Raw genomic sequence first — 1,847 nt, forward strand, 5'->3', positions numbered from 1 at the left:
GCTGCTGATAAAACAATTCACTGATATTGGCAAGTGCATACACGTCCTTATCTGTATAAAAGCTGTTGCTTTCATAATTTGCAATTGTTCCCTGGTTCAACCCTACTTTTGCAATACAGCTGTTCAGGCTCGAAATTAATAAGTCTACAGAATTCTCCAGCGCTGTTACGGTACTACTTTCCTGATTTTGGATTGTTGTAATAAAATTCAATAGCTCCTGATCCAACTGCTCATGTAAACCAATTATTTTATAACTTGTTTTTCCTCATCAAGCTTTACTATATTTGAATTTAACCATCCCTCATATGCATATTTGTCAACTCGATCCAACTTCAGCTTTTCCCCTATCTTACAGTCATTTGTACTAACCAAATATTCTCCGTTTTTTTCCTTTATAATTGAAACCCTCTCTTCATTCACCTTTCCATAAGTTGCAATTTTGTAAATTTCATCTACATCTGATATATTCACTAATTTACTGTATACTCCTGTATTATATTTATCTTTAAATGTACAATCAGTTTTCTTTAGATCTGATGTTATAATAATATAATTACCATCAGCATCTCTTGAAAATTTATATTCATTTCCTTTATAATAAGCATATTTTCCATTTTTTATCATTTTTTCACCTCTCTGAAATGTTCGCCATCAAAAATAGCTACGATAGAATCTTCTGAATCAATTACCCTATGCAATTCAGCACCTTCTATTGGTTCCAGGTTACCATCAACTGTCCATTCTGGAATAACTTCTCCATTCCTTGCACCTGTAAATCCATTACGTGTACATGGGGCAGGGTCTGTATTTCCCCCACCAAATTCTGTTCCATACGGTATTCCAATCCTATCCACATCATCCGTCATAAATTTAATATAACCATATGCATTTCCACCTTCTGGATATGGTCTAATATCACTATTTATTGTATAGTCTAATCTTGATGATTCTACAACATTATCATAACCATGAATATGTGAAACATCATCATATCTTGCTATATAGCCTCTGATAGTACTATATCCGTCATCTCCTATGTATTTTCCTATATCCTCAAAGGGAATAGTTTTTTGAATCACTGTATTACTATCAATCTTAGGCACTGCTTCTCTTATATTTTTTAATTTTCCAATTTGTTCTGCTGACAATTCATTTACATCTGCTAAACGAAGTGTATTAAACTCATCTAATGTCAAACTTTCATTAGCTAACACAGATTTTAAATTATTTCTTGCAAACGCTGAACCTCCGCCGTCTCCAACATCTCCAAGCTTCGGTTTCGCCAGTTTCTTCGCTCCTGCTTCAATTCCATTCAGTCCTTGCGCAGTTGCCATACTTGCTTCCATACCTGCTATCATTCCTGCGGTCTGGTTTCCGGTTAAATCCGTCGTACATTTCTAGGCTCCTGCACCTGCTGCTGTTGCAATCCCTTCTTTTGCAACGATTGTTGCTCCACTTCGGAATGTCAGGTTTCCTGCTGAGGCCGCCTGACCGATTGGAATCATTGCGGATGCTGCAAATGCAAAGACACTTTCTGTCAGATAATATGCTTCCTCATTTCCTTGGAATGCCACATCTTTTAAGTCATTTACTGCGGTACTGTCAATATCTCCGATGCTTCCATAATAAATATCCTGGGCACCTTCCGCAGAATCTGTGACTCCAAAAATAGTCGTTCCGGTTCCAACAATACCCTCTGCGGCTGCAACAATTGGTGTTGCTGTTCCCCATGATGCGACTATACATACTCCGCCTACTACAAGCAAACCTACTCCGGCAACGGTCTTCCACACTCCCTGCGTCTCACGTTCTTCCGCTGCATCCTTTAGGTTCTGTTCCGCTTCACA

General features: G+C 38.0%; 2 protein-coding genes and 2 pseudogenes. All 4 read right to left on the bottom strand.

From position 1 onward, the window contains the following. Positions 1-211: pseudogene (locus LKD41_RS15465) on the bottom strand (T7SS effector LXG polymorphic toxin); the annotation flags it as partial. 32 nt (positions 212-243) lie between these two features. Next, the gene (locus LKD41_RS15470) at positions 244-624 is read right to left on the bottom strand and encodes a hypothetical protein (RefSeq protein WP_117690461.1); all 381 of its coding nucleotides are present in this window, start codon (positions 622-624) and stop codon (positions 244-246) included. Continuing rightward, the gene (locus tag LKD41_RS15475) at positions 621-1,346 is read right to left on the bottom strand and encodes a hypothetical protein (RefSeq protein ID WP_227701673.1); all 726 of its coding nucleotides are present in this window, start codon (positions 1,344-1,346) and stop codon (positions 621-623) included. The genes LKD41_RS15470 and LKD41_RS15475 overlap by 4 nt, the downstream gene beginning before the upstream one ends. A 51-nt stretch (positions 1,347-1,397) precedes the next feature. After that, positions 1,398-1,847, bottom strand: a pseudogene (locus tag LKD41_RS15480) (T7SS effector LXG polymorphic toxin); the annotation flags it as partial.

It is taken from the genome of Roseburia sp. CLA-AA-H209 (assembly GCF_020687575.1).
Classification (GTDB): Bacteria; Bacillota; Clostridia; order Lachnospirales; family Lachnospiraceae; genus Roseburia_C; species Roseburia_C amylophila.